Raw genomic sequence first — 19,514 nt, forward strand, 5'->3', positions numbered from 1 at the left:
TATTTATATTCGTTTATAATCGGTTTCAAACTCACGCCGTAGCAGCTCATCAAGCGCCGGATAAGATTCTTTACATAAAAATCGGGAGCGGAAAACACAATCCCGGTCTCTTCAGTGTATCTGAAACTGATACCGTCCATCATCAACACGTAAGCGACTTTGTGCTTCACGCTTTGTGTCTGCCATTCTTTAATCTCGTCATTCATATCCTTTGCCTTTTTTAAGTTTTACTTCTAATATTCGTTTATATGCTGCCCTTTTTGTATATTTGGGGCGTGTTCATATTCTGAATACACTGCAAATATAAGGACAAAATTTTAACCTCAAAATAAAAATGGGAGATTTTTTAACCATAAAGGACAAAATAGTTGCTTTTTTGCGATTGCAGAACATAAAGAAGAGTGACTTCTTTGAAGCCACAGGTATTCAACCGAGTAACTTTAAGGGGAAAAATATGCTTTCACAACCCGGAGGAGATATGCTGGTTAAAATTCTAACCATATATCCCGAACTTTCTGCAGAATGGCTTATGAGGGGAGATGGCGAAATGTTAAGAGGAAGCAGATATGCAAAAATAGTAGATTCTACATCCACTCAACATTCAGCCAATAACACCAATGAGATTTTAGATAAGCAGAATACAACATCTGGCATACTTAATAGGCTGTTTGATTCATTATCAGAAAAGGAAGATATACTGCGAAAACAAGCAGAAGAAATAGGCGGACTCAAAGAGCGTATAAAACAGCTTGAATATGAACTTAAAAAACATGCTTCGGTTGTGTCAGATTCAAGTATTGCGAATGCCGTATGAGATCTATTAGAAAGAAATATCTATAATATATTGACTAAAAGCATGATAAAGTATAAAACAGAGGATTAAATACTAATAAAACATGGTATTTTATCCCCTGCAATATTTGTAAAAATAGCATTATATCACGAAATACAAGTCATATATATAGGTGAATCCACCCTTATATATACACATTTTGTATCTCCAAATGTATCTCCTTTCAATACATTTCGTTTTTGCAGACCTCCAAATGTATCTCCAAGTATATCTCCAAGCGTATCCCCAACACCAAAAAAGCGGTATTTCCGACCGTTCAAACCGGCAGGAAACCCGCGATCACAAAAAAAGTCGTTTGAATACAACTTAAACACTAATAAAACAACTACTTACAACTTCTTATTAGGTGCGACTGGATAATCATCGCCCGTTTGGTAATCTTGCAGCCACCATCCGTCAATCCAGCATGCAAAAGGCTGCTTTTGGTAATCCCGACTTCTGCCTCCGTCAACACGTCAAAGATGGCTGAAAGACTGCCGAAATAATAGTTCTTCTTCTCATAGATCAAATGTACATGGATAACTTTTGTCATAATGTATTTAGTATTTTATTTCTCGCAAATATACCAAATAATAATTATATGGAATAATAAAAGAAATATTTTCCACCATCACAGCCAAAATCAGGCAAAAGAAAAGAGGGCGTTTAAAACCTCTTTACCACTCCGGCAATCAAATGCCCATCCGAGCCAACAAAACGCCCCTGTGCGCCTCATTTGCGCCCGTACAGGCCCAATATTAAACCGGTGTAAGCTCCAATGTAAAGCAACCGTTTAAAAACCGTTCAAAACAGGCCACCGATGTAAGCCCAGTGTAAAGCCTGTGCCACTTTTCGTTTTGCACACTCTTCTTACCCTTCACCCGTCTAACTTATTGATATTCTTATTGTATGGTCATTTTCCCTATCAGTAGGTCTTTACACATTTCGTTTTACCCCCCTTACAATAATAAGAGGTGAAAACCATTGAGCAATCAACGATTTCCACCTCTTATCATAGTTTGCTAATTATCTATCAGATAGATAATTACATTTCTTCTACGCTGGCCTGCGCCGCTGTTAATAACAGCTACTTCTGAGGTACTTGTGAATTGTCATACAACAATTTGACAACAGCGTCTTTCTACTTGATTATTTCATATTTTTCTATTGCAATTATGGTTTTTGTCCATTTATCAAAGAACTCATCGTCTGATACCTGCATATATCGCCCATTAAGGGCAAAAAGAAAGGCTACAATCAACGCAAATACGAAAAACAATACTTTTATCGTCTGCGTGATTTGAATGCGTGTAAATCGTTTATTTGAGTTCATTCGTCTGTTTCGCTTTAACCAGTTCATCATAGATTGTGTGGGCGAATTCTCCTGCGAAATATTCTGCCCAATTCTGATAGGTTAGGCAAATACCAGTTCGAGGGTCTTCGTAATCCACGGTTTCCCATATATCTTCCAACTCTGCATAAACCTCATTGGGATTATTCCCAAGAGCGTCCATCACTTCTTCTGAATAGCAATTTACCAATGTGTCTATCCAGTCTCCGCAATCATCACAGCCGTCTTTGTAGATGGCTTCAAATGCAGCTCGTTTCAGTTCATCCGTAAAAGAACCTGTTCCGCAATATGGGTACTCTCCGTTCATTGTTTTTCTAATATGCCGATATTTTTATTTTCAGGAGATAACTCCATCAATTTGCATTTATTACCATCAAGAACGGCTTCAAACATATAATCACTATTTGACAGAGTTATGTTTCTACCATTGCTTTTGCAGGAGAATATTCCCTTGTAATTTTCAGTCTCTACATCTTGTTTTGAGTATTTTTCTCCAATTGGTTCAGTACGTATTAGTGCAAATTTTTGAAGTTTACAATATGGATATCCGTTGACCGTAATAGCATTTTCTGATATTTGAATCACTCCGTAAGTTCCCTGTTTAAAAACATATTTATAAACACGAGTTGCCTCAAACATTTTATCTGTTCTTTTTTCTGTTTTTATATACAAGTCAGCTTCGAATTCTCGCATGATTAAGTCATAAGTAGTTTCTGTCTTCATAGTGTAACCACCAACTTCTACAGGCTCTCCTTTTCCTACTTCCTCTTTTTCAAACTCAACATTATGTAATATGACATCAGAAAATAAATCTTCCGGAGTAATAGCATCTATAGCCTCCATACTCAAAAACACACCCGAATAGTGTTCAGAACCCTTATCGGCATCTTCACTACAGGCAGCCAATACAAGTGAAGCAAAGAAACATAGCATTCCAATAGCATATTTCATTTTCTTCCCTCCACCATCTTTTCGTAAACTTTAATCAATCTCTCTTTCTCTGCGAGCAACTCTTCCAAATGCTTCACACGCTCTGCAAGAATAGCATCGCCACCGACTGATACATTCCCATTCATAGAGGCTGGGCTGAAATCTCCGTTTGTATGCACTGTATTATTTGCGTGTTCAAAGAGTTGCTCATCAAAGAAGACACGGATGTCAATTTTTAACAGCAACGCTATTTTTTCTAAGTCAGCAGCCTGAATTTTGTTGTTATTCACGCATCTATGCAAGTTGGCTTCACTCATGCCTATGTCGGAGGCTAATTTTCTCATGCCTCCAACTCTTTTTTCGCTCAAATTTCTAATAATAGATAAGTCCATAATATATAGCGAGTTATAAATTTTAGACTATAAGATAATACAGACAGTATAATTTTTATGACTTAATTATTTGCAAGTGTCTGTATTTTTGTATAGCTTTGCACCATAAAGTTAAACATTAAACTTCAAACGACCGAAGATATGGCTAAAAAAAAGACGATTACAGGCGAATTAGAGCCTATGAAAATCGGAGAGAGCAAGGAGTTTCCTGCATCACTCTGTACAACTGCAAGAAGTATGGCGAGTATGCTCGGTTTCAAGTGGAACAGAGTGTACAAGACAGAAACCGACCGTGAAAGACGTGTTGTCATTGTCAAACGAATAAGTTAATCAACCATGTACACATTCATCGACAATTGGTGCGGCGACCATTACGAATTTTCCACCCTCCGAGAAGCGAAAAAAGAAGCAAAGAATCACACTTGCGGATTCCCTGTTTACATCTACAAAGGTTCTCAAATCGTGGCGATTGTACCACCGAAAGAAAATCCGTTACCATAACCATTAAAAACGAAATTATATGAAATCATCAGTAAAAAACAATCTCAAACATAGGATTGAACAGGCAGAAGATTATCTGGATGACCACTTGGAAAATATCACGAACATAACCCAGCTTGTGCTGACAGTCATCATGTTTTTATGTGTTATCGCAGGTGGAATCGCACATCTCGTAATGGGAAATCTTTCACTTATCGGCATTCTTGTCGTAGCACTTTTTGCCTATCTCGTTTGGCAGATGTGCAAAATTGCGTGGACTGAGTATCAACAGGATAAAAAGTAAAAACTATGACAACCCTCGATTTCTCCGACAAATCAGTAACCTATGACACATTTGTCCACGATGTGGCAAGTTCGGTGGTTCGTATGCTTTCAGAGGCACACAACGACCCCGAAATAATCAGTCAACGACAAGCATATGAAATGTTCGGGCGTGGAAATGTTGACAGATGGCGCAGACAGGGCAAGATTGAGTCTTACAAACGCCCCGGAAAGGTGGAATATCGGACAGCGGAGTTGAGAGCCTTGCAGAAAACTCGACAGGATTATTTCAAATAACGAGATAAGGGAGTGTAGCTCAGTGGACAGAGCGGCGGTGTACACCCCAATGACCAAGATGTAGCAGGTCGCAGGTTCGAATCCTGCCACTCCCTCAACATAACAAACTGTATTAATAACTTAAAGTATTATCATTATGAGCAATGCAATCTCATTAGCGAAAGAATTGCAGTCAATGAAAGCCATTGATGTGATACGCAACGAACGTGTGCGGAGTCAGTTCATCAGCGTGTACAACTCCATTTGGAAAGAAGGAGGCGAACAGGTGTATGAACGTGAAGCTATTTATTTTAATCAACAGTTGCGTGACAAACAGAACCTCCGTGAGTGTTCCGGCACATCCATCTTCTATGCCTTTATAGACCTTGCTGTTAAGGGGCTTACACTTGCCACGGGCGCACAGGCTCTTTGCTACCTCATCCCTCGTTCTGTCAAGTTCGGCACAGACCAAAGCGGAAAGGACGTATGGGAAAAAGTCTGCAACCTCACCATTTCAGGGTATGGAGAGTTGGTACTTCGTAAGAATGCCGGGCAGATACGACATGCGGATAATCCAGTAATTGTGTACGAGGGTGACACCTTTCAATATGGCGAACAAAATGGTCAAAAGATTGTGAACTACATGTCGGCTTTTCCTCGCAGGTCAAACAAGATTATCGCCTGTTTCCTGAAGATTACACGTGCTGACGGAACTATAGACTATTCTGTGATGACGGAGCAGGATTGGATGCGTCTTAAAGGCTATTCCGACAAGCAGAACACCTACTACGATTCAAAAAAAGGTCAGTACGTAACTAAATCCAATGAACTTTACAGTAAGGATGGGCAGATTGATACGGGCTTCTTGATGGCAAAATGCGTAAAACACGCTTTCAAGACCTATCCGAAACTTAATATCGGACGTGGTACTTCGCTTGAAACAGAAATTATCGAGCAACAACCTACCGATTTTGACCCATACGGAGGAGTGGATACCAACGGACAATCTGAACAACAAGAACAGCACTTTGCACCGGCACCGGATATGTCTGCAGGAGTAACCATCGACCCTGCACAGCAATCAGATAACGATGGTGATGATACTTTCTAAACCTCTACCACTATGTCACAGGAAACAACATTCGGCGAAAGCCAATTGGCAATCATAAAGCAGGAGAACATTCAGACCATCGTATCTGCTGCTCCCCAATCATATCAAGACAATAAACTCTCTCGTGACAATTGTACGAGAGCGGGACAAGCCCTCCTTGAAACAATACAGGCACAGGGCATGACAGACGAACTCGACCAACAGGCGGCGGTTTTCATTGAGAAAGCACGTAAGACTGTCCGCAAGATGAACGAACGCCGTTCACCTGTAACCAAACTCTTTGACGATATACGCCGTGAGTTCACGGTAATGGAGAATGCCATAGACCCGACTAAAGTCGATACGATTCCATTCAAGTTGCAGCAGCTCCGCAACCAGTATGCAGCAAAGAAACGTGCTGAAGAGGAAGAACGCCGCCGCAAAGAATATGAACGCCAACAGGCGGAAGCGGCTCGCAACAAGATGAAGCAGGACATTGAAGATGATTTCAATGCGCAATTCACGACATTCCTCAATCAGACAATAAACTATTTAAGCCAACAGGACAATGGTGTGACACTCAAAAACTATCAGGCTGTATTTGATTCAATAAAAGGTTATGCTACAGAATTACCTGCTGATTGGCTGTTCAATCTTCATACGCTTATCCGCATTCCTGCCGGGGTATCGGTAGATGAGGTGCGAAAGGTGGAGATTGAAACGAAAGAACGCCTTGGCAAAAAATTCAAGGAAATGTATTCATGCGAAGTACAGGACAACAAGGATTTCATATTGGACCGCTTGCCGTCTAAAAAGGCAAATCTTGAGCGTATCGCGCAATCTAATGCCGCCGAAGCTGCACGTATCAAGGCGGAAATGGAAGCTCGTCAGCGCAAGGAGGCAGAAGAAAAGGAAGCCGAACGCAAACGCAAGGAAGAGGAAGAAAAGCAAAAAACTGAAATGGCACGTCAGCAGTCCGAAATGGAAACTCTGTTTGGTCAGCAATCCATCATGCAGCAAGGCTATCAGCCCAAAGTTAAAGTTGCTCAAAAAATCAATCTTCTCAACCCTGAAGGCATTTTGCCGATACTCTCCATGTGGTGGAGCAAGGAGGGATGTCAACTTTCAGTGGATGAACTCTCCAAGATGTTCAAGAAGCAGATTGCATTCTGTGAGAAACTTGCCCAAGAGAGCGTGTTCATCAGTGATGAGAGTGTAGAGTATGTAGAAGATGTAAAAGCCAAGTAATCATGTACGAAAGCGGATACTACCCACCCGGAGCAGAATATGACCCGCGTGCCCCGTGGAACGAGAAAGAACCTAATATGGTTAAGTGTGAAGCCTGTAACGGCAAAGGTTATCATTGGTATGCCTATAATATTGAAACAGACAAGGAAACAGAATGCACTGAAGAAACGTGGCTTTGTCTGCCCGAAACAGAAGAAGTGGCCGAAGCCAAGAGACAACACTATTGCCGAGGCGAAAAAGAAGCCTGTGAAGTGTGCGGTGGTATCGGTGAAATTGAATATGAAGAAGACTACGAACCCGATTACGATGACTATTATGAGTAACCCGGATACATATTACAGCAGAAGTGAGGTCAGCAACTCTGACCTCACTGAACTGAAAAACATTCTGCACCCACGTATGCAATACGGAGATAAGGAGTCTGCGTTTCGGTTTGGTTCTCTGGTTGATGCGATTATCACGGAACCGGCTCGGGTGGATTATTATCACCTTACGGTAGATGATGTGCAATATACTGATGACGAGTTCCGTCACGCACAGGAAATGCATAAATCCCTCCGTATGGAGGCACGTAAAGATGCATTTCTCGCCAAGGTTCTTGAATGTGCTGAAACGCAACGGTTCATGGTCAATAGGTCACAACTATTCACATATTGCGATTTTCAGTTCTCACTTGATACCCGGTGCAAATGGGATTGGTGGCTTGGTTCGTTTGGTGGAGACCTCAAAACCACATTTGCCTCTACAGAGCAGCAGTTTGAGGAAGCAGTTGATTTCTTCGATTGGGATAGAAGCCGTGCCTGGTATATGGACATCGCTCATTCAGACCATGATTTCATCTACGCTATCAGTAAGAAGAACTGCCGTGTGTTTAAAAAATTCATCAACCGTTACGATGAGGTTTACAGACGTGGACGAGAGAAATATGAAGAACTGGCATTCCAGTTTTGGTGTCTAACCCCTCAAACTTAAACTTATGGATATATTCTGCAAAGTAACCCCTTGCGGTCTTGTGCCGCTCCACGACAGCGACCTTGATTTGAAGAAACGGCTTCGTGTCGGTTCTGTTGTCAGGTGCAAAGTGAGTAACCCTCGAAACTACGAGCATCATAAAAAGTTCTTTGCACTGGTTCGGCTCACGTTCGACAATCTTCCGCTCCCTTTGGTTGAAAAATGGAACATACGCAACGAATACGATATGCTGCGTCGGTTCAAACGTGATTTAGGATATTTCACCAATACAATCAACGAATACGGAGAGCATGAGATAGAATACCTTTCAATTTCTTTTGCCGCTATGGAGCAGCACGAATTTGAGCAGTTCTACAATCAGTGCATCGACCTCGTACTGTTCAAGTACATAAAAGGAATAGACAAACAGGATTTAATAACAGAGATAGAGAACTTTAAATAATGAGCAACATACTGAAACATAACCTTCGTGTCGAACCTTACGAGTATCAGCGTGAGGGAATCTGCTTCGGGTTAGAGCATAAGCGCATAATCATCGGTGATGAGCCGGGTTTGGGAAAGACTTTGCAGTCTATTGGCATTGTCGATACTGCCAATGCTTATCCATGCCTTGTCATTTGTCCTTCATCATTGAAAATCAATTGGCAGCGCGAGTTCGAAAAGTTCACGGACAAATCAGCCCTTGTGCTTGACAACAGTGTGCGTACAACTTGGGGTTATCTTCTCTCAATGGGAGTTCATCAGGTCGCCATAGTCAATTATGAAAGCCTGCGTAAGTTCTTTGTATGGGACATCCGAGGAGGAAAGCAGTTTCGGTTGAAGGATGTTGTTTTCAATCCGCAGATACAGGCGTTCAAGTCCATAATCATAGATGAAAGCCATCGTGTCAAAGACCCGTCAGCACAACAGACAATCTTCACAAAAGGGCTGTCCGTAGGCAAGGACTGGTGCATTCTCCTTTCAGGTACTCCAGTGGTTAACCGTCCCGAAGATTTAATCGCACAGTTGTCCATCATGAACCGTTTGAGCGAGTTTGGTGGGCGTGCCAAGTTCATTGCTGACTATTGTACCGACCCTAAAGACAAGACTGCCGAACCTGCTGTTCCTCTTTCCGAACTGTCAAGACAGTTATACGATACATGTATGATACGCAGAGAGAAAGCAAAAGTGCTTCCCCAATTGCCTGACAAGACAAGGGTGGATTTATATATTGAGATTTCAAACGACAAGGAATATAATCTTGCAGCCGAAGACCTTGCCGCTTACTTGCAGGAATACACAGAGTGTACTGATTGGGAAATACGCCGTAAAATGCGCATGGAGGCTCTTGTCAAGTTTATGACTTTGCGCTCCTTGGCCACAAAAGGAAAGATTGCACAGGCGGTTGATTTTATCCGAACATTCCTTGATAGCGGAAAGAAACTCATTGTATTCTGTTCGCTACACGAGATTGTGGATGAATTGCAAAAGGTATTCCCCCGTGCCGTTACGGTTACAGGGCGTGATAGCGCAGTAAACAAACAGGCTTCGGTTGACGCTTTTCAGAACAATCCCAATGTGCAGCTTATTATCTGTTCCATTAAAGCTGCCGGTGTCGGACTTACGCTGACCGCAGCGTCCGATGTGGCATTCATTGAACTGGCTTGGACATATGCCGATTGTTGTCAATGTGAGGACAGGGCGCACCGTATCGGACAGAAAGATAATGTAACCTGTTACTATCTGCTTGGTCGTGGCACTATCGACCATACGATATACCGCCTCATCCATCGCAAAAAATCCATTGCCAACGAGATTATGAATGCTGATGATGAAATCCCAACCGATGAAATGTATTTCAATGAGTTGGTAAAATCATTCTTAAACACTTCGGGGTGATGGAGATTTGTAAAACAGATATGCAGAAGATTATCAAGTATCTCGATGACGCTGCCAAGGTATATGACACTCTCCCCGGACAACGCAACACGTGCCGGGCATGGGTTATCAGACAACATATAAAAAAGTTACAAAAGAAATTATTCACTATTAATCAAAAAAAGAAATGATAAAGACTGACATCGTTGATTATATCGTCAACAACACGACTTTGAGTCGTTCACAGGCAATTAACGCTACTGACAGCGTGATAGAGGCTATAAGCCATTCACTCATCAAAGGCGAAAGTGTGTTTATCCGTGGTTTCGCTACCATCAAGGCGATTGTTACAGCCCCTAAAAAGGCTCGTAATATCAACAAAGGAACGGCTGTTACTATTCCGGCTCGACATTCCGCTAAACTCGTGTTAAGCAAAGATTTAAAAGAACGTATGAACTTGAAAAAATGATGGCAAAATATTTTCTCTCAACAGTCCGCTACGAAAAAGTAATGGAGAACGGACTACAAAAGGCTGTCAGCGAACAGTACCTCTTTGATGCACTCTCATTCACCGAAGCAGAGGCACGCACAATTGAGGAACTCAAACCCTTTATGAGTGGCGAATTTAGTATTCCTCAGATAGTGAAACCTCGTATCTCCGAACTGTTCCTGTCTGATGATACAGCAGCCGACCGCTACTACAAGGTAAAGGTTGCGTTCATCACACTTGACGAAAAGACAGGTGCCGAGAAAAAGACCAACAGTTTCATTCTCGTACAGGCATCAGACTTCAAGAACGCATACGACTGCTTCACCGATGGGATGAAAGGAACAATGTCAGATTACGAAATAGTTTCCATTGTAGAGACACAGATATTGGATTATTACCCTGCAAAGTATGAAGAAAATGACATTTGATGAGTTGATGGAAGCGCACAGGAAAGCAGCCAAAACTCGTAAACGCCCATCGGATGAAGAACATCGTATACAATGTACATGTGTACGGTGGTTTTCTCTCCAATATCCACAACTTGATGGTAGGTTGTTCGCTGTTCCCAACGGTGGAAGACGGGATGCCGTTACAGCTGCAAAACTCAGAGCAGAGGGTGTTGTGGCAGGGGTGGCAGACCTCATCCTGTTAAAGAGCAACCGTGATTACGGAGCATTGCTCATCGAAATGAAAACCACCAAAGGCAGACAGAGTGAAAGCCAAAAGAAATGGCAAAAGACTGTATGCTTCAATGAGGAATACAAATATGTGGTGTGTCGTTCCTTTGATGATTTCAAACGAGAGGTGGACGAATATTTGAGAAACGAATAAAATAATGATAGATATGGCAAACACCAAAACAGGTCTGAATTATTTCACGGTTGATTGTGATAGGTATCAGGACCGGCGCATTAAAAGGTTGAAAAAAGATTTTTCTTGTCGAGGTATTGCTGTGTACGATTATATACTATGTGAGATATATCGGGTACAAGGCTGTTTCTTGGAATGGGATTCAAATACTGTCTTTGACGTGGCTGAGTATTTCGGGTTGAAAGAAAACGTGGTGCAAGAAATTGTTGCGTACTGCGGAACAGTGGGGCTGTTTGATAAAGAACTACTTTCTCGTGGGATTATAACATCCGCATCCATTCAACAACGCTACATAGATATGTGTACACGTGCCAAGCGTAGAAATATCATCATACCTGATAAATGCAAACTCAATATGGAGTGTACAGAACAGGTGGAAGCCTCTAAGCGTGAAAACGAAATTGACTATAGTAAGACACAGCCCCATTATGAACCTTATTCACTCACGCTTGACCAGGAAATTGAAGAACTGAAAGGCGATGAATGTTGGCTTGACCAATTACAGGTCATTCATCACATGGAAATTTCTATGCTCCGCAACAGATTGGATGATTTTCGGGTGCAATGTCTGGCGGACGGCAAAGAGAGAGGGCACCAATCATTGCAGGATGCCAAACAGCATTTCAATGCATGGTTACGTATAGTGAATAAAAACAAGACGAAAGATGATAAAGATAGAAGCACAGGACGAAATCAGCGTAGAGGCAATGTTCTCTCGGCTGATGAGCAGAAAACGTACGGCGACTCGTTTTAGACTACCATATACCGCCAAACAGGTTTATGCAATGCTCTATGCAGCTTGTCAAGTGGAGGTTGTTAACAGACATCGGGAGTTCGTTGCTACTGATGAATACAAGAAACATCTTTGGGACATTTCCCAATGGCTGACATCAAAAGATTCAACATTCGGACTGTTCCTTTGCGGTGGAGCCGGTAATGGAAAGACAACCATTCTCCGTGCCTTGCAAAATCTCACAAACTATTTGCGTAGCGATGAGTCATATACCAGTAGGCAGGATGATTATCCAGCACGTGGCTATACCTTCATCACAGCGAAAGACCTTGTACTGCTTGCCAAGGCATATAACAATCCCACTCGTGAGAACGAGAGTGAGGCGTACCGGTACAAAAAAATACGCAGCATTGAGATACTGGCGATTGACGACCTTGGTCAAGAACCCAAGGAGAGCATTCACTATGGCGACTTCGTTACGGCGGCTATGGATATTATCTCTTATCGTTATGAGGAACAATTCTGCACTTTGGTGTCATCTAATCTTTCTGCTACCGAGATTGCCACTTACTACGATGAACGTATTGCTGACCGATTCCGTGAAATGATGCATATCGTAAATTTCAGTACGGAACAATCATTTAGAAAATTAAAATCAAACAAATAGAAACTATGAACAAAGATTACAGTTATTGTTCGGGCGTTACCTGCCCCATACGAAACGAGTGCAAAAGATATTTGCCTGACCCTCCCGATGTACCGCTATGGTGGATACCACCTGCCTACAAAGAGAATCTTAAACAGTGTCCTCACTTTGAAAAAAAATTAAACAAAAAAGAAAATGAAAAGAGAAGATATTAAAGAAGCCGCTGTAAAATATGATTCAAGGCTTGTTGCTTTTAGAGCTTTCATGAAAGGTGCAGAGTGGCGCATCAACAGCGTGTGGCATGATGCAAACGAACAACCTGATAGAGGAAAAGACATCATAGTTATGTATTCTAATAAATCTTGTAGAGTGTTTCTCCCAAATGGAATATGGGATAATTTAATTAAGGTGGATAAATTTATCAAATGGGCATACATCGAAGATTTACTACCTAATACGGAGGATTGAGAAATGAGAACGATAAAATTCAGAGGGAAACGCTCAAAAGACGATGAATGGGTGTATGGGGGATTAGTTTACCGATTGCCTAAACACCCCGAAATCATCATCAATGAATATATAACGCATCAGAATGGAGAATGTGAAGATAATTTTGTGTTCTATCAAGACATCTATGAAGATACCGTAGGTCAGTTCACGGGATTGCACGATAGGAACGGGGAAGAAATCTATGAGGGCGATATAGTTAATTTTGACGATTCCCCTTACAGCGTTTATGCCCATCCATATACAGGTAAAGTTGTGTTTTACAAAGGTCAATTTTGTGTAGAACACTACGAAGATTGCTTTACGACCACATTTTATACACCGCTTTTCAAAGATGATTTTGCGGATAAGAAAACGACCGTATTGGGAAATATCTACGACAATCCCGAGCTATTGAAATGATGCAACAAGAGAATCCCTCCTATTGTTTCGGATACATTCGGTTTTATCGGTATGCGACAATCAGGTTTAACTAATAATCAAGACAAAAATAATGAAATTTAAATCAAAAATATGCACTACTCGTGAGCAGTCGGAAAGGTTACTCGCTTTGGGCTTGAAGCCCGAAACAGCAGATATGGTATATCATTATACAAAGAGTAGAGTTCCTGCATTGGAATGGGAGTTGCAAACCAAGCCGCCAACATCAAGAGGTGAGTTTTGGACACCCCAAAGAATAGCAAAGTTAGCATTTCCTTTTCATAAGCATCCAGATGGAACACCAATGACCGGTGAAGAGGTGTTCGATAAATTGTGGGGAAAGGATGTTCCTGCCTGGAGCCTTAGCCGTTTGTTGGAATTGATTCCTAAGTGCATCAAACAAAGTAACAGACCAAATGCCGATTTAAAAATAGATACCGATAATCAATATTGGTTCATTAGCTATGAAGAGCTTGGATTTGACATAAAACACCAAATAATGAACTCTGATTTATTTGAATCCATTATTTCCATGATTGATTGGCTGATTGACAACGGACACTTTAATAAAGATTATTTATTATGAACTTATTATACATTGACTTGTTTTGTGGTGCAGGAGGAACATCTACGGGTGTCAATTCTGCACGAATATCTGGCGAACAATGTGCTACTGTTATTGCCTGTGTTAATCACGACAAGAACGCTATTGCTTCACACGCCGCCAATCACCCCGAAGCGATGCACTTTACGGAGGATATTCGTACTCTCGAACTATCGCCACTTGTAAAGCATCTGCAGAGCTGCCGCCGTCAGTATCCCGATGCGTTGGTCGTTCTATGGGCATCGTTGGAGTGTACTAATTTCAGTAAGGCGAAGGGCGGTATGCCTCGTGATGCAGATAGCCGCACACTCGCAGAACACCTTTTCCGTTATATCGAGGCTATCAATCCCGATTATATTCAGATAGAGAATGTAGAGGAGTTTATGTCGTGGGGCGATGTGGACGAAAACGGTAAGCCTGTTTCAATGGATAAGGGCAAGAGTTACACACGTTGGGTACGCAATGTGAAGAAGTACGGCTATAATTTTAATTTCCGCATACTCAATGCTGCCGATTATGGTGCGTACACCTCACGCAAACGATTCTTTGGTATCTTTGCCAAGAAAGGTTTGCCTATCACGTTCCCCGAAGCCACCCACAGCAAGGAGGGTGCAACATCGCTATTTGGCTCATTAGAAAAGTGGAGACCTGTACGTGAGTGCCTTGACTTCGATGATGAGGGAGATAGCATCTTTGGACGTAAGAAACCGCTTGTTGAGGCTACATTGGAGCGTATATATGCTGGGTTGATAAAGTTTGTTGCAGGTGGCAAAGATGCGTTTCTTGTCAAGTACAATTCCGTTAATAAAAGAACAGGAAAGCATATACCTCCGTCCATTGATGAACCTTGCCCTACTGTTGCTACACAAAATCGCCTCGGATTGGCAAAGGTTACGTTCCTGTCAAAACAGTTCAGCGGCGACCCGATGAGCAAGAATGTGTCTGTTGATGCTCCTGCAGGAACAATTACCTGCAAAGACCACCACGCATTTATATCAGCGTATTATGGTAATGGGCATAACCATTCTGTTGATGATGCTTCACCAACGCTAACAACAAAGGACCGCCTTTCGCTTATACAGACAGAGCGGTTTATTGATATGCAGTACGGCAACGGCAAAGCCTCATCAGTAGAAGACCCTGCCAATACAGTAACTACAAATCCGAAGTTCAACCTTGTGTCTGTTAAGAGGCATTATCTTCTAAACCCACAATACAAGTCAGCAGGAGGCTCTGTCGATAAACCATGCTTTACGCTCATCGCTCGAATGGATAAAATGCCACCATATTTGATTGCTACGGAGAGTGGCGATGTAGATGTGATAGTGTATGACACCGACAGCCCAATGACGGCTAAAATAAAGGAATTTATGGCACTATACGGCATTATAGACATAAAGATGCGTATGCTCAAAGTTCCCGAACTTAAAAAGATTATGGGATTCCCCGAAAATTATGTGTTGGTAGGGACACAAGCGGAGCAAAAGAAATACATCGGCAATGCTGTTGAGGTTACTATCGCACGTCGTTGGTGTGAGTCCCTTTGTGCAAAGCTCAAAGAACATTTCAAAAAAGCCGCTTGATATGGACGCTAAAACATTCTTCACGAAGGTTACCCTTATGCGTAAGGCTCAAAAGGAGTATTTCAAGACACGCAACCAAACAGCCCTACGGAATAGCAAGGCTCTCGAAGCCGAGATTGACAAAGAGATTGAGCGTGTGAATAACATTATTGGTATAAAACAGCCCAAGCAGACTAAATTATTCAATGATTAAAATCGAAAAGTTATGTATTCTACAGTATTAAAGGAAATTATGGCATTTTTACTCGGACGAAAGTATTATGCAAATATAATAGCAACAAGAGGTACAACGAAACAAGAAATTTGTTCCTACATCTTCGCTACAAAAGAAGCCGCTGAGCGGCATCGGGATGAAATTGAAACAACTCTGTCATTCCGGTATATCGAAACTATTTCGTTCCGTTCCCGAAAAGTCAGTTTGGAAGCGACAGTTAAAAGTTAAACCATCCGTGTACCGTTCACTATTTATCTTTGAGCTATGATTTTCAAGAAAGTAAAAAAATGGTGGCAGTCACTTCGGTACTACGTCATTGCCGACCCTGCCGACAACTCTGTAACACTCTCAAAAGTGTTGTTCAATCATATCAAGAACGAAGCCTTTGGGAGTGATGAGGCTCGCGTGTTTGTGTTTAAAATTACGGATTCAGGATGCTTCGGGTTCATGACAAACCCAAGCATCGAGCAACCTACGCAAATGTGCAATATTCAGTACAATGGGAAATACCGTTGTATCGGTTTTGAAACACTCTGTCCGTCTGTTGGGCAAATCTTATATACATACGGATTAAATGCTTCACAGTGTGTCAAATTATCCGTTTCCGTATGCCGTACAGGGCAGGGTAAAGTTTACTATCAAATAGAACGACCCCATGCAAAGCATATTAGGAAATACACGAAAGGCTGATATTACTTTCCACGACAATGGACGTATCAATATATCTGCCAGAGTGTCCAAGTTATTGGAATTGTCACATGGTGATGTAATTGATATAATGGACGGACAGGGTGAAATATATCTGTATGTCAAGCACCGTGTGCCGGTTGTCGGTAGGCACGAGGGGATGGTATTCCGTTCCAATAAGAACGGAAATCATTGTATAGCCTCATCCGTGATGCTCTGCCGTTACATAATTACAAGGTGCGGAGGAAGTGGAAAGGTACGGTTGTGTTGTGGGACTCCTGTAGAATTGCAACACTACGGGAAAGCATTGCCGATTATAATTAAATACATATTGTGATATGATTAAAGAGATTAAATACAATGGTTATACCGCCAATCCGTCCGACTACGCATGTCCGGACGGAGATTTGGCAACATCCATAGGCGTTATTCCCGAAGATGGTTCACTTAAATCTATATTGCCACCATCTGAGGTGTTCCGGCTTGAAAGTGGGGCATCTGTCATGTATATCCATGAAACGGCAAACATAAAACATTACATCATCTTCAAAAACAATGCGATTAGTTGGTGGGACGGCACAGATGAGCATGAACAGGTATCTCTTCGTACATTCAAAGAGATATACCAAATAAATGCCATTGGAAACACACTTCTCGTTTTGTCGGAAGATGGTATGCATTATTTCCTATGGAAAGGAAATGACGATGGGTATTTGTACCTCGGTACTAAAATTCCCGAATGCCCTTTGTCATTTGGTTTGCAAGGGGAAATGGTTCGCACGGATGAGTTCTCCATATCATTTGATGCCATTAACGAAGGTAGTATTTGGAATGAATTTTCAGATAGTAATAAAACACGAATAACAGACCAAGTACTTGCACATGTAAACAAGTTTATTGCAGAGAGGTCAACCAATAAAGGAAAATTCCTTTTCCCATTCTTTGTCCGATATGCCTATCGCCTATACGATGGAACTTTGACAATGCATTCTGCCCCTATTCTGATGATTGCTTCATCTGACCTCGCACCGCAGGTTTTTTGGACGCACCTAACAGGAAAGGGGAAATATACGGATGCACAGCTGCGTGTATGCGGAATGCTACACGACCTTGACTATGCAGTCATTCATAATTCACGGCTTGAAATGATTAAGAATTGGAGAGATATTGTTCGCTCGGTAGATGTTTTTGTTTCAAAACCGATTTATACATACGACCAAAACGGGAAATGCACACGGTTTGCTCAATCAGAAAGTTATAATTCTTATTGCGTATGCAAGCATACCAATCAGGCTGCATCAACTTCAAAATACCCTCTTCGTTATCAGCGTCATACATTCAATAAGCTGTATGCTTTTACTTTTGACCCGAACGGATTGACATATCCTGCCGGACATTTGATGATTCCTCGTAGGAGCATTGATGATGTCAAAGAGGATATTCGCTCCACATCACAGTTCTATTTACTTGAGAGTATTCCTGTAGAGCAGCTTACAACGGCACGGACAAAATTGGTTGTTGAGGAAGACTATTTGCAGTCACTTGTCACTCGTGAGGTTATGACGGACGATTATGATAGCCATGATAAATTGTTGCCTAATTATTCATTTGTGTATAACTCAAGGCTCAATCTTGCCAATATCAGGAAAGAACTATATGACTTATATAATATTGGGGCAATGATACCATATACCAATGGTTATGTCGCAATCTGGAATGGAATGCCACCTACTCAAATGGATGGGACGATGGGGGCGACCGTTTACTTTTACATAAAGCAGGATGGCCGGGACATTGTGGTTAGTGGAGAATCCTATCAGGTTTCATTTTATAGTCCTCCTTTCTTATTTTTGTTCTATCCCAATATAAACGCATATAAAGCAGTCATTGTAACTCATTATGGCGTTCCTATGTATTATGAGGTCACGTTGGAACAACATAAATTCCTCAATGGTTCTTTCTATTTTGCCGGTTGGGAAAATCCGAAAGAAGGTAGTAGCAGCTATCCTACTACAAGCCCATTGGCGGAAAGAATAATTGATTTGCCCAACAAAATATATACATCGGAAGTGAACAACCCGTTTCATTTTCCGGTACTCGGCATCAATACGGTTGGAACAGGAACTATTCTCGGCATTTGCGCTGCTGTGAAAGCATTGTCTGAAGGTCAGTTTGGACAGTTTCCTCTTTATGCCTTTACTACGGAAGGAGTATGGGCGTTGGAAGTGTCTGCTACAGGAACATACTCCGCCAAACAACCGATTACTCGTGATGTGGTCATTAATCCCGACAGCATTACCCAGATTGACACTGCCGTCCTGTTTGCAACCGATAGAGGTATTATGCACATCAGCGGCTCGTCCACACAATGTATATCCGACATCCTGAATACGGAGGATTTATTCAGCATTGCCGACCTGCCTAAGTCTGATGCGTTGATAAACATCTTCAACGAAAAATCCGATGAAAGCGAAAAGATTACACTCGCAGACATCACGCTGTTGCCGTTCAACGAATTTCTACGAGGTTGCCGTATGGTGTATGACTATACCCACCAGCACATCATCGTATATAACAGTGCAGTGCGTTATGCTTATGTTTTCTCTTTGAAGTCAAAATTGTGGGGTATGATGTATTCCGATATTGTGGCTAATGTCAATTCCTATCCCGAAGCATTTGCCATGGCGGAAGGTTCGAGATTGGTCGATTTCTCCAAGTCTAATGCTGAGAATATAACAACTCTCATTATAACTCGTCCATTCAAGATGGACAACCCTGATTCGTTTAAAACTATAAACGCCGTCATACAGCGCGGTATGTTCCACTCGACCCATATTCAGCAGGTGCTGTATGGTTCAAACGACCTCATACATTGGCACGTTGTATGGAGCAGCGTGGATAACATTATGCGAGGCTTCCGGGGGACACCCTATAAAGCCTACCGTCTTGCTCTTGTCTGCCGTTTTGATAAAGCGGAAAGCATATACGGATGTACCGTTGCGTTCGAGCCACGTATGTCAAACCAAGTACGATAGTTTTCAGGTAAAACA

Annotated in this window: 27 protein-coding genes and 1 tRNA gene; 23 read left to right on the forward strand and 5 right to left on the reverse strand. The window is 41.8% G+C overall.

The window, feature by feature from the left end:
• Positions 1 to 206 (reverse strand): hypothetical protein (locus WKT20_RS04350; protein WP_122291303.1); only part of this gene is annotated, 206 nt, incomplete at its 3' end.
• 128 nt (positions 207 to 334) lie between these two features.
• Between WKT20_RS04350 and WKT20_RS04355 the strand changes: the two genes are divergently transcribed.
• Positions 335 to 814, forward strand: a complete 480-nt coding sequence (locus tag WKT20_RS04355; protein WP_340416897.1) for a hypothetical protein — start codon at positions 335 to 337, stop codon at positions 812 to 814.
• A 364-nt stretch (positions 815 to 1,178) separates the two neighbouring features.
• On the opposite strand, the gene WKT20_RS04360 is transcribed toward WKT20_RS04355, so the two are convergent.
• From WKT20_RS04360 to WKT20_RS04375, 4 genes are all read right to left on the reverse strand, one after another.
• Positions 1,179 to 1,385, reverse strand: a complete 207-nt coding sequence (locus tag WKT20_RS04360) for a hypothetical protein (RefSeq protein ID WP_340416898.1) — start codon at positions 1,383 to 1,385, stop codon at positions 1,179 to 1,181.
• A 766-nt stretch (positions 1,386 to 2,151) separates the two neighbouring features.
• Complete coding sequence (locus WKT20_RS04365; RefSeq protein WP_340416899.1) at positions 2,152 to 2,490, reverse strand: hypothetical protein; 339 nt, start codon at positions 2,488 to 2,490, stop codon at positions 2,152 to 2,154.
• Positions 2,487 to 3,134: a hypothetical protein gene (locus WKT20_RS04370; RefSeq protein WP_340416900.1), complete on the reverse strand. Its 648-nt coding sequence runs from the start codon at positions 3,132 to 3,134 to the stop codon at positions 2,487 to 2,489. Before WKT20_RS04370 ends, WKT20_RS04365 begins: the two co-directional genes overlap by 4 nt.
• Positions 3,131 to 3,457 carry a hypothetical protein gene (locus tag WKT20_RS04375; protein ID WP_340416901.1) on the reverse strand — a complete coding sequence of 109 codons (327 nt, stop codon included), beginning with the start codon at positions 3,455 to 3,457 and terminating at the stop codon, positions 3,131 to 3,133. The genes WKT20_RS04370 and WKT20_RS04375 overlap by 4 nt, the downstream gene beginning before the upstream one ends.
• A gap of 568 nt (positions 3,458 to 4,025) precedes the next feature.
• Between WKT20_RS04375 and WKT20_RS04380 the strand changes: the two genes are divergently transcribed.
• The 22 genes from WKT20_RS04380 to WKT20_RS04485 all read left to right on the forward strand — a co-directional run bounded on the left by WKT20_RS04380 (position 4,026) and on the right by WKT20_RS04485 (position 19,499).
• A complete protein-coding gene (locus WKT20_RS04380) occupies positions 4,026 to 4,289 on the forward strand; it encodes a hypothetical protein (protein WP_340416902.1) in 264 nt (87 codons plus the stop codon).
• Positions 4,290 to 4,294: 5 nt separating this feature from the next.
• A complete protein-coding gene (locus WKT20_RS04385; RefSeq protein ID WP_340416903.1) occupies positions 4,295 to 4,564 on the forward strand; it encodes a hypothetical protein in 270 nt (89 codons plus the stop codon).
• Between the two features lie 8 nt (positions 4,565 to 4,572).
• Positions 4,573 to 4,659, forward strand: a tRNA-OTHER gene (locus WKT20_RS04390).
• A 41-nt stretch (positions 4,660 to 4,700) separates the two neighbouring features.
• Positions 4,701 to 5,654, forward strand: a complete 954-nt coding sequence (locus WKT20_RS04395) for a recombinase RecT (protein ID WP_340416904.1) — start codon at positions 4,701 to 4,703, stop codon at positions 5,652 to 5,654.
• Between the two features lie 12 nt (positions 5,655 to 5,666).
• Positions 5,667 to 6,881, forward strand: a complete 1,215-nt coding sequence (locus WKT20_RS04400; protein ID WP_340416905.1) for a hypothetical protein — start codon at positions 5,667 to 5,669, stop codon at positions 6,879 to 6,881.
• A 2-nt stretch (positions 6,882 to 6,883) separates the two neighbouring features.
• Complete coding sequence (locus WKT20_RS04405) at positions 6,884 to 7,204, forward strand: hypothetical protein (protein ID WP_340416906.1); 321 nt, start codon at positions 6,884 to 6,886, stop codon at positions 7,202 to 7,204.
• On the forward strand, positions 7,197 to 7,853 hold the full coding sequence (locus WKT20_RS04410) for a hypothetical protein (RefSeq protein WP_340416952.1): 657 nt from the start codon (positions 7,197 to 7,199) through the stop codon (positions 7,851 to 7,853). The genes WKT20_RS04405 and WKT20_RS04410 overlap by 8 nt, the downstream gene beginning before the upstream one ends.
• A 4-nt stretch (positions 7,854 to 7,857) precedes the next feature.
• Positions 7,858 to 8,295, forward strand: coding sequence for a DUF1367 family protein (locus WKT20_RS04415; protein WP_117817542.1), 438 nt, complete (start codon positions 7,858 to 7,860; stop codon positions 8,293 to 8,295).
• Entirely contained in the window at positions 8,295 to 9,731 is a 1,437-nt protein-coding gene (locus WKT20_RS04420) for a DEAD/DEAH box helicase (protein WP_340416907.1), read from the forward strand. Before WKT20_RS04415 ends, WKT20_RS04420 begins: the two co-directional genes overlap by 1 nt.
• A gap of 166 nt (positions 9,732 to 9,897) precedes the next feature.
• Positions 9,898 to 10,179 carry an HU family DNA-binding protein gene (locus tag WKT20_RS04425; RefSeq protein ID WP_340416908.1) on the forward strand — a complete coding sequence of 94 codons (282 nt, stop codon included), beginning with the start codon at positions 9,898 to 9,900 and terminating at the stop codon, positions 10,177 to 10,179.
• Positions 10,176 to 10,628 (forward strand): DUF4494 domain-containing protein, encoded by a 453-nt coding sequence (locus WKT20_RS04430; protein ID WP_340416909.1) that lies wholly within the window; start codon positions 10,176 to 10,178, stop codon positions 10,626 to 10,628. Before WKT20_RS04425 ends, WKT20_RS04430 begins: the two co-directional genes overlap by 4 nt.
• Positions 10,618 to 11,031 (forward strand): VRR-NUC domain-containing protein, encoded by a 414-nt coding sequence (locus WKT20_RS04435; protein ID WP_340416953.1) that lies wholly within the window; start codon positions 10,618 to 10,620, stop codon positions 11,029 to 11,031. The genes WKT20_RS04430 and WKT20_RS04435 overlap by 11 nt, the downstream gene beginning before the upstream one ends.
• A gap of 13 nt (positions 11,032 to 11,044) precedes the next feature.
• Complete coding sequence (locus tag WKT20_RS04440) at positions 11,045 to 11,824, forward strand: DUF4373 domain-containing protein (RefSeq protein ID WP_340416910.1); 780 nt, start codon at positions 11,045 to 11,047, stop codon at positions 11,822 to 11,824.
• A complete protein-coding gene (locus WKT20_RS04445) occupies positions 11,736 to 12,470 on the forward strand; it encodes a hypothetical protein (RefSeq protein WP_340416911.1) in 735 nt (244 codons plus the stop codon). Before WKT20_RS04440 ends, WKT20_RS04445 begins: the two co-directional genes overlap by 89 nt.
• A gap of 174 nt (positions 12,471 to 12,644) precedes the next feature.
• Positions 12,645 to 12,917, forward strand: coding sequence for a hypothetical protein (locus WKT20_RS04450; RefSeq protein WP_340416912.1), 273 nt, complete (start codon positions 12,645 to 12,647; stop codon positions 12,915 to 12,917).
• 3 nt (positions 12,918 to 12,920) lie between these two features.
• Positions 12,921 to 13,358 (forward strand): YopX family protein, encoded by a 438-nt coding sequence (locus WKT20_RS04455; RefSeq protein WP_130076468.1) that lies wholly within the window; start codon positions 12,921 to 12,923, stop codon positions 13,356 to 13,358.
• Between the two features lie 91 nt (positions 13,359 to 13,449).
• Entirely contained in the window at positions 13,450 to 13,962 is a 513-nt protein-coding gene (locus WKT20_RS04460) for a hypothetical protein (protein WP_340416913.1), read from the forward strand.
• Positions 13,959 to 15,563, forward strand: coding sequence for a DNA cytosine methyltransferase (locus WKT20_RS04465; protein ID WP_340416914.1), 1,605 nt, complete (start codon positions 13,959 to 13,961; stop codon positions 15,561 to 15,563). The genes WKT20_RS04460 and WKT20_RS04465 overlap by 4 nt, the downstream gene beginning before the upstream one ends.
• Before the next feature lies 1 nt (position 15,564).
• Positions 15,565 to 15,756 (forward strand): hypothetical protein, encoded by a 192-nt coding sequence (locus WKT20_RS04470; protein WP_340416915.1) that lies wholly within the window; start codon positions 15,565 to 15,567, stop codon positions 15,754 to 15,756.
• A gap of 285 nt (positions 15,757 to 16,041) precedes the next feature.
• Positions 16,042 to 16,467 carry a hypothetical protein gene (locus tag WKT20_RS04475; RefSeq protein WP_130076451.1) on the forward strand — a complete coding sequence of 142 codons (426 nt, stop codon included), beginning with the start codon at positions 16,042 to 16,044 and terminating at the stop codon, positions 16,465 to 16,467.
• Complete coding sequence (locus WKT20_RS04480; protein ID WP_340416916.1) at positions 16,433 to 16,801, forward strand: hypothetical protein; 369 nt, start codon at positions 16,433 to 16,435, stop codon at positions 16,799 to 16,801. Before WKT20_RS04475 ends, WKT20_RS04480 begins: the two co-directional genes overlap by 35 nt.
• Position 16,802: 1 nt before the next feature.
• Positions 16,803 to 19,499 carry a hypothetical protein gene (locus WKT20_RS04485; RefSeq protein WP_340416917.1) on the forward strand — a complete coding sequence of 899 codons (2,697 nt, stop codon included), beginning with the start codon at positions 16,803 to 16,805 and terminating at the stop codon, positions 19,497 to 19,499.
• Positions 19,500 to 19,514 lie beyond the last annotated feature (15 nt).

The organism is Phocaeicola sp. ICN-14070 (genome assembly GCF_037892625.1).
Taxonomy (GTDB): Bacteria; Bacteroidota; Bacteroidia; order Bacteroidales; family Bacteroidaceae; genus Phocaeicola; species Phocaeicola plebeius.

What these genes read in the sequence shown, in the direction of transcription:
- WKT20_RS04355 (WP_340416897.1), top strand. Translation starts at nt 335, where the DNA reads ATGGGAGATTTTTTAACCATAAAGGACAAAATAGTTGCTTTTTTGCGA.
- WKT20_RS04360 (WP_340416898.1), bottom strand. Translation starts at nt 1,385, where the DNA reads ATGACAAAAGTTATCCATGTACATTTGATCTATGAGAAGAAGAACTAT.
- WKT20_RS04365 (WP_340416899.1), bottom strand. Translation starts at nt 2,490, where the DNA reads ATGAACGGAGAGTACCCATATTGCGGAACAGGTTCTTTTACGGATGAA.
- WKT20_RS04370 (WP_340416900.1), bottom strand. Translation starts at nt 3,134, where the DNA reads ATGAAATATGCTATTGGAATGCTATGTTTCTTTGCTTCACTTGTATTG.
- WKT20_RS04375 (WP_340416901.1), bottom strand. Translation starts at nt 3,457, where the DNA reads ATGAGAAAATTAGCCTCCGACATAGGCATGAGTGAAGCCAACTTGCAT.
- WKT20_RS04380 (WP_340416902.1), top strand. Translation starts at nt 4,026, where the DNA reads ATGAAATCATCAGTAAAAAACAATCTCAAACATAGGATTGAACAGGCA.
- WKT20_RS04385 (WP_340416903.1), top strand. Translation starts at nt 4,295, where the DNA reads ATGACAACCCTCGATTTCTCCGACAAATCAGTAACCTATGACACATTT.
- WKT20_RS04395 (WP_340416904.1), top strand. Translation starts at nt 4,701, where the DNA reads ATGAGCAATGCAATCTCATTAGCGAAAGAATTGCAGTCAATGAAAGCC.
- WKT20_RS04400 (WP_340416905.1), top strand. Translation starts at nt 5,667, where the DNA reads ATGTCACAGGAAACAACATTCGGCGAAAGCCAATTGGCAATCATAAAG.
- WKT20_RS04405 (WP_340416906.1), top strand. Translation starts at nt 6,884, where the DNA reads ATGTACGAAAGCGGATACTACCCACCCGGAGCAGAATATGACCCGCGT.
- WKT20_RS04410 (WP_340416952.1), top strand. Translation starts at nt 7,197, where the DNA reads ATGAGTAACCCGGATACATATTACAGCAGAAGTGAGGTCAGCAACTCT.
- WKT20_RS04415 (WP_117817542.1), top strand. Translation starts at nt 7,858, where the DNA reads ATGGATATATTCTGCAAAGTAACCCCTTGCGGTCTTGTGCCGCTCCAC.
- WKT20_RS04420 (WP_340416907.1), top strand. Translation starts at nt 8,295, where the DNA reads ATGAGCAACATACTGAAACATAACCTTCGTGTCGAACCTTACGAGTAT.
- WKT20_RS04425 (WP_340416908.1), top strand. Translation starts at nt 9,898, where the DNA reads ATGATAAAGACTGACATCGTTGATTATATCGTCAACAACACGACTTTG.
- WKT20_RS04430 (WP_340416909.1), top strand. Translation starts at nt 10,176, where the DNA reads ATGATGGCAAAATATTTTCTCTCAACAGTCCGCTACGAAAAAGTAATG.
- WKT20_RS04435 (WP_340416953.1), top strand. Translation starts at nt 10,618, where the DNA reads ATGACATTTGATGAGTTGATGGAAGCGCACAGGAAAGCAGCCAAAACT.
- WKT20_RS04440 (WP_340416910.1), top strand. Translation starts at nt 11,045, where the DNA reads ATGGCAAACACCAAAACAGGTCTGAATTATTTCACGGTTGATTGTGAT.
- WKT20_RS04445 (WP_340416911.1), top strand. Translation starts at nt 11,736, where the DNA reads ATGATAAAGATAGAAGCACAGGACGAAATCAGCGTAGAGGCAATGTTC.
- WKT20_RS04450 (WP_340416912.1), top strand. Translation starts at nt 12,645, where the DNA reads ATGAAAAGAGAAGATATTAAAGAAGCCGCTGTAAAATATGATTCAAGG.
- WKT20_RS04455 (WP_130076468.1), top strand. Translation starts at nt 12,921, where the DNA reads ATGAGAACGATAAAATTCAGAGGGAAACGCTCAAAAGACGATGAATGG.
- WKT20_RS04460 (WP_340416913.1), top strand. Translation starts at nt 13,450, where the DNA reads ATGAAATTTAAATCAAAAATATGCACTACTCGTGAGCAGTCGGAAAGG.
- WKT20_RS04465 (WP_340416914.1), top strand. Translation starts at nt 13,959, where the DNA reads ATGAACTTATTATACATTGACTTGTTTTGTGGTGCAGGAGGAACATCT.
- WKT20_RS04470 (WP_340416915.1), top strand. Translation starts at nt 15,565, where the DNA reads ATGGACGCTAAAACATTCTTCACGAAGGTTACCCTTATGCGTAAGGCT.
- WKT20_RS04475 (WP_130076451.1), top strand. Translation starts at nt 16,042, where the DNA reads ATGATTTTCAAGAAAGTAAAAAAATGGTGGCAGTCACTTCGGTACTAC.
- WKT20_RS04480 (WP_340416916.1), top strand. Translation starts at nt 16,433, where the DNA reads ATGCAAAGCATATTAGGAAATACACGAAAGGCTGATATTACTTTCCAC.
- WKT20_RS04485 (WP_340416917.1), top strand. Translation starts at nt 16,803, where the DNA reads ATGATTAAAGAGATTAAATACAATGGTTATACCGCCAATCCGTCCGAC.